At 65.0% G+C, this 4,875-nt stretch carries 6 protein-coding genes and 1 pseudogene; 2 read left to right on the forward strand and 5 right to left on the reverse strand.

Annotation, left to right across the window (positions count from 1 at the left end; translation table 11 throughout):
- Window positions 1-339 (forward strand): annotated as a pseudogene (locus tag EN935_RS22315) (transporter); the annotation flags it as partial.
- A gap of 29 nt (window positions 340-368) precedes the next feature.
- Here EN935_RS22315 and truA read toward each other — a convergent pair.
- From truA to def, 4 genes are read right to left on the reverse strand one after another with little or no spacing between them, the layout of a single operon-like run.
- The gene (truA, locus tag EN935_RS22320) at window positions 369-1,133 is read right to left on the reverse strand and encodes a tRNA pseudouridine(38-40) synthase TruA (protein WP_109667264.1); all 765 of its coding nucleotides are present in this window, start codon (window positions 1,131-1,133) and stop codon (window positions 369-371) included.
- Between the two features lie 23 nt (window positions 1,134-1,156).
- Window positions 1,157-1,663 carry an N-acetyltransferase gene (locus EN935_RS22325; protein ID WP_126067161.1) on the reverse strand — a complete coding sequence of 169 codons (507 nt, stop codon included), beginning with the start codon at window positions 1,661-1,663 and terminating at the stop codon, window positions 1,157-1,159.
- Window positions 1,660-2,613 carry a methionyl-tRNA formyltransferase gene (gene fmt / locus EN935_RS22330; protein WP_127266010.1) on the reverse strand — a complete coding sequence of 318 codons (954 nt, stop codon included), beginning with the start codon at window positions 2,611-2,613 and terminating at the stop codon, window positions 1,660-1,662. Before fmt ends, EN935_RS22325 begins: the two co-directional genes overlap by 4 nt.
- A 6-nt stretch (window positions 2,614-2,619) precedes the next feature.
- Window positions 2,620-3,150: a peptide deformylase gene (def, locus tag EN935_RS22335; RefSeq protein WP_109667256.1), complete on the reverse strand. Its 531-nt coding sequence runs from the start codon at window positions 3,148-3,150 to the stop codon at window positions 2,620-2,622.
- Between the two features lie 102 nt (window positions 3,151-3,252).
- On the opposite strand from def, the gene EN935_RS22340 reads away from it, so the two are divergent.
- Window positions 3,253-4,524 carry a DNA recombination protein RmuC gene (locus tag EN935_RS22340; protein WP_127373621.1) on the forward strand — a complete coding sequence of 424 codons (1,272 nt, stop codon included), beginning with the start codon at window positions 3,253-3,255 and terminating at the stop codon, window positions 4,522-4,524.
- 6 nt (window positions 4,525-4,530) lie between these two features.
- On the opposite strand, the gene EN935_RS22345 is transcribed toward EN935_RS22340, so the two are convergent.
- A partial coding sequence (locus tag EN935_RS22345) for a GFA family protein (protein WP_164771263.1) occupies window positions 4,531-4,875 on the reverse strand: 345 nt, incomplete at its 5' end.

Here is a 4,875-nt window from a genome sequence, read left to right on the forward strand (position 1 = left end):
GGCATAGGCGGCCGCTTCGTCCACTATGTCGTTGCCAGCAACTGGGCTTCGGCCATCACCGCCTGGCTGATGCTGCCCTCGGCGCTGATCCGGCTTTTCCTGTCGTCCGCGAGCCAGGTTTCGAGCCTCGTGTCGCTGCTTTTGTTTGCCCTGTCGATGGTGCTGACCTGGCGCATGACCAACGCCACCATCGGCAAGGGCCCAGCGATCGGCACCGGCGTTTTCGTCGGTATGTTCATCGCGTCGCTGTTGGTGCTGTTCGGCCTGCAGACGCTGCTCGGCATCACCGTGCCGGATGATGTCGGGGCTCAGAGCCTTTCCGGGTTCGTCTCAGGGTAGAGCCTTCCGTGGATAGAGCCTTCCGGCCTCTATCCTGGATAGTCGACCTCGGGATAATCGACGCCAACGAGAAACAGCCCGTCGGGTGGCGCCACCTGTCCGCAGGCGGCGCGGTCGTGCGCCTCGAGCGCTGCTTTCAGGCCGGCCTCGGTCCAGCCGCCGTCGCCGACGCGCTTGAGCGAGCCGACCATCGAACGCACCTGATTGTGCAGGAAGGAACGCGCCGAGGCCCTTACCTCGATCAGGTCACCTTGCCTCATCACATCGAGCCGCTCCAGTGTCCTGATCGGGCTGTTGGCCTGGCACTGGGTCGAGCGGAAGGTGGTGAAGTCATGCCGTCCGAGCAGGACCTTCGCCGCTTCATGCATGGCGCCGGTGTCGAGCCGCTTCGGCACCCACCACACCTTGCCCTTGTCGAGCGCGGCCGGCGCGCGGCGGTTGAGGATGCGGTAGAGATAATGGCGGCCGGTGGCCGAGAAGCGCGCATCGAAGCCGTCCGGGACGACGGCCGCCTTCAGGACGGCGATGCGCGCGCCGGCCGCCTGCAAATGGGCATTGATCGCATCGCGCACCTTGTCGCCTGGCCACGCCTTGGCGAGGTCGACATGCGCCACCTGGGCGGTCGCATGCACGCCAGCATCGGTGCGCCCGGCGGCGCGCAGCCTAACCACTTCGCCACAGAATTTTTCGATCGCCTGCTCGATCGCCTGCTGCACCGAAGGCTGATCCGCCTGGTGCTGCCAGCCGGCAAACAGGCTGCCGTCATATTCGATGTCGAGGCGAAAACGCGGCATGCCGGGCTGCTATATGCTCTCGCCTAGGCGGCGAGAGCGGTGAAGGCGGAGGCGTAGACCAGCCTGCCTGCCTCTGGTGCGTCGCCCCAGGCCAGCGCTTGCAGTGCTTCGCCCTGGTACTCGCTTTCGAAGTTCTGGGCACGCGTGTGGCTATAGCCGAAACGTCCGTAATAGGTGGGGTCGCCGAGCACCACGGCCAGCGTCTCGCCGCCGTCCCTGAGGCGGATATGCGCCTCGCGGATCAGCGCGCCGCCAATGCCGCTGCCATGGAACGAGGGCTCCACCGCCAGCGGCGCGAGCGCCACGGCCGCGAAGGTCTTGCCGCCGTTCTGGACGAACAGCCGGGAAAACAGGATGTGGCCGACCACCTGGCCGTCCTCTTCCGCCACCAGTTCGGCAACGGCGTCGCCACCGGTCACCAGCGCGTCGACCAGCCCGGCCTCCGCCTGCTGGCCGAAAGCGTGTTCCTCGACGAGGCGAATGGCCTCGCGATCCCGCGGCGTCGCCGCGCGTATCGACATCATGCTCATGAGAATTTCATTCCTTTTTCGATCTTGGCCCCGCGCAGGAATTCCGACGCGGCAGCGGGCCTTCCGCCCGCCCGTTGAACTTCGACCAGTCTGATCGCGCCTGCCCCGCAGGCGACCGTCAGCCGGTCATCGAGAATTCCTCCCGACTCGCCCAAATCTTCCGAAGGCGACAGGCCTTGCGACAGCGTCGAGCGAAGCAGTTTCAGCCGCTCCGGGCGGCCGCCAATTCCTATCTCGGACCAGGCGCCGGGAAAGGGCGACAGGCCACGAATGCTATTGTGGACCTCGCTCGCCGAGCGAGTCCAGTCCACGCGCGTCTCGGATTTATCGATTTTTTTGGCGTAGGTCACCCCTTCCACCGCCTGGGCGGCAAATGTCAGGGTGTTCCTTTCCAGTCGCGCCAGCGCCTCCACCATCAGGGTCGCACCGACACTCATCAACCGATCATGCAGATCGCCGGCTGTCATATCGGGTTCGATGGCGCATTTTTCAACCAGTCCGACCGGACCGGTGTCCAAACCCTCTTCCATGCGCATCACCATCATGCCGCTTTCCAGGTCGCCGGCCATGATGGCGCGCTGGATGGGTGCCGCGCCACGCCAGCGCGGCAGCAGCGATGCATGGCCGTTGATGCAGCCAAGCCGGGCCGCCTCCAGAACCGCTTTCGGCAGCAGCAAGCCATACGCGACGACCACGGCGACATCGGCCTGCAAGGCACGGAACGCGGCCTGCTCGGCCTCGCCTTTGAGCGATCCCGGTGTCCGCGTCTCGATGCCCAGCCGTTCCGCCTCGCGCTGCACCGGCGACGGTGTCAACTCCAGCCCGCGCCGTCCGGCGGCGCGCGGCGGCTGCGTGTAGACGGCTGCGATGTCATGTCCGGCCTCGGCAATCGCGCGCAACGTTGGCACCGAAAACTCAGGCGTGCCCATGAAGATGACGCGAAGGGGCATTTTCCCCTATCCCGCCAGCTTGCCCGGCGCCTTGTCCCTGGCGAGCTTCTTGAATTTCTTCACCACCATGTCGCGCTTCAGCTTCGAGATGTGGTCGATGAACAGGACACCGTTGAGGTGGTCGATCTCGTGCTGCAGGCAGGTCGCCATCAGGCCCTCGGCCTCCATCTCCTGCAACTTGCCGTCGCGGTCGAGATATTTGACCCGCACGGAGGCCGGGCGTTCGACTTCGGCGTAATAGTCCGGGATCGACAGGCAGCCTTCCTCGTAGACGGAGCGCGCGTCGGCGCTCTCCAGGATCTCCGGGTTGATGAAGATCTGCGGCGCCGGCGTCTCGTCTTCCTTGGCGAGATCGATCACCAGCATGCGCAGGGGTTCGCCGATTTGGATTGCCGCCAGCCCGATGCCGGGCGCGTCATACATGGTCGCCAGCATATCGTCGGCTAATTTGCGCAAGGGCGCGTCGACGCGCTCCACCGGCTTGGAAACCTGGCGCAGGATGGGGTCGGGAAGGATGATGAGCGGCTTGATCGGCATGGGTTCCACCTAAGACCTCCAGCGAAAAGCGTCAACCGTTGGGCTTGAGGCTCGTTCACGTTTTGATCTGTGCTATCAGGACGAATCGGCTATGCTGTCCACATGAATGATCTGAGCACTATCCTTTCGGAGCCTGTCGCCCGGCTTGGCGCCACCACGATCACGCTCGGCCATGCGCTGGCCTTCGGCGTTTTGCTGTTTCTTGGCCTGTTCGTGGCGCTCGTCATTGCGCTGTGGCGGTCGGCCAAGGCGCGTGCCGTGGCGGCCGCGGAAGCCGCCGACCATGCCCGCGACGCCGAGGCGCGAATGGCCGGCATTTTGCAATCGCAAGCTGAAATGCAGGGCCGCATGGGCGCCATCGCCGAAGTGTTCGGGGCCCGGCAGGCGGAGCTGACGCAGTCGATCGGCCAGCGCCTCGACGCCATGACCGGCCGCCTTGGCCAGACCATGACCGAGCAGACCAAATCCACGCATGAGAGCCTGGCCAAATTGCAGGAGCGGCTGGCGATCATCGATGTCGCGCAAGGCAACATCCAGTCGCTCGCCGGCCAGGTCGTGCAGCTGCAGGCGATCCTTTCCAACAAGCAGACGCGGGGCGCCTTCGGCCAATCGCGCATGGAGGCGATCGTCGCCGACGGCCTGCCGCACGGCGCCTATGAATTCCAGGCGACATTGTCGAACGGCAGCCGGCCCGATTGCCTGGTGAAGATGCCGAACGGCGCACCGTCGCTCGCCATCGATGCAAAATTTCCGCTGGAAGCCTGGAACGCCATCCGCGCCGCCGATGGCGCCGACCTGCAGAAGGCAGCCTCGCAGGCCTTCCGCCGCGACATCGAGATCCATGTCCGCGATATCTCGGAGAAATACCTGATCCAGGGCGAGACGCAGGACACCGCCTTCATGTTCGTGCCGTCGGAATCGGTGTTCGCCGAGATCCACGAGAATTTCGAGGCGATCGTGCACAAGGCGCACCGCGCCCGCGTCGTCATCGTCTCGCCGTCGCTGCTGATGCTGTCGATCCAGGTCATCCAGGCGATCCTCAAGGATGCGCGCATGCGCGAACAGGCGCATCTCATCCAGGGCGAGGTCATCCGGCTGATGGAGGACGTTGCGCGTGTCGACGAGCGGGTGCGCAAGCTGCAGGTCCATTTCGGCCAGTCGGCCAAGGACATCGACGACATCCTGGTTTCGACGTCGAAGGTCACCAAGCGCGGCCAGAAGATCGAGGCGCTCGAGTTCGGCGCGCAGCCAGACGGCGATGCCGCCGCGGACGCCGCGTCACGGGCTCCGGTGGCGAAGGTCGACGCGGGCGCCCGCGTTGCCGATTCGAAAACCGGACAGCTCAGGTTGAGGGTCGTCGAAGGCGACGACTGAGCGGCGCTACTGCTCCTCCACCGTGGTCATGCCTTGAAATTCAGGCAGCCAGTGCAGCGCGGAGCGGTGCCATTTCTGCTGTGTCGGTGTCAATTCCTGGCGTTGCCGCGCGGTTCCCACTCGAATTCCATAGACCTTCGGACCATCTCCGACCGACGTGGCGTAAAGGTGCGAGCCGCAGTCGGCGCAAAAGGCCTGGGCGCGCTTGGCGCCGCTCGCCACGATCTTGATGTAGATTTTCGGCGTGCCCTTGGTGATGCGATAGTTGCTTTCCGGCGCCGGAACCGTCACGCGAAAAGCCGTGCCGGTCAGTTGCTGGCAGTCCGTGCAGTGGCAGATGTTCGTCTTTTG

Origin of the sequence: Mesorhizobium sp. M7D.F.Ca.US.004.03.1.1, from assembly GCF_003998635.1 — a bacterium.
GTDB classification, from domain to species: domain Bacteria; phylum Pseudomonadota; class Alphaproteobacteria; order Rhizobiales; family Rhizobiaceae; genus Mesorhizobium; species Mesorhizobium loti.

Coding starts and splice junctions, on each gene's coding strand:
- truA (WP_109667264.1), bottom strand. CDS start 1,133: ATGCCGCGTTTTCGCCTCGACATCGAATATGACGGCAGCCTGTTTGCC.
- EN935_RS22325 (WP_126067161.1), bottom strand. CDS start 1,663: ATGAGCATGATGTCGATACGCGCGGCGACGCCGCGGGATCGCGAGGCC.
- fmt (WP_127266010.1), bottom strand. CDS start 2,613: ATGCCCCTTCGCGTCATCTTCATGGGCACGCCTGAGTTTTCGGTGCCA.
- EN935_RS22340 (WP_127373621.1), top strand. CDS start 3,253: ATGAATGATCTGAGCACTATCCTTTCGGAGCCTGTCGCCCGGCTTGGC.
- def (WP_109667256.1), bottom strand. CDS start 3,150: ATGCCGATCAAGCCGCTCATCATCCTTCCCGACCCCATCCTGCGCCAG.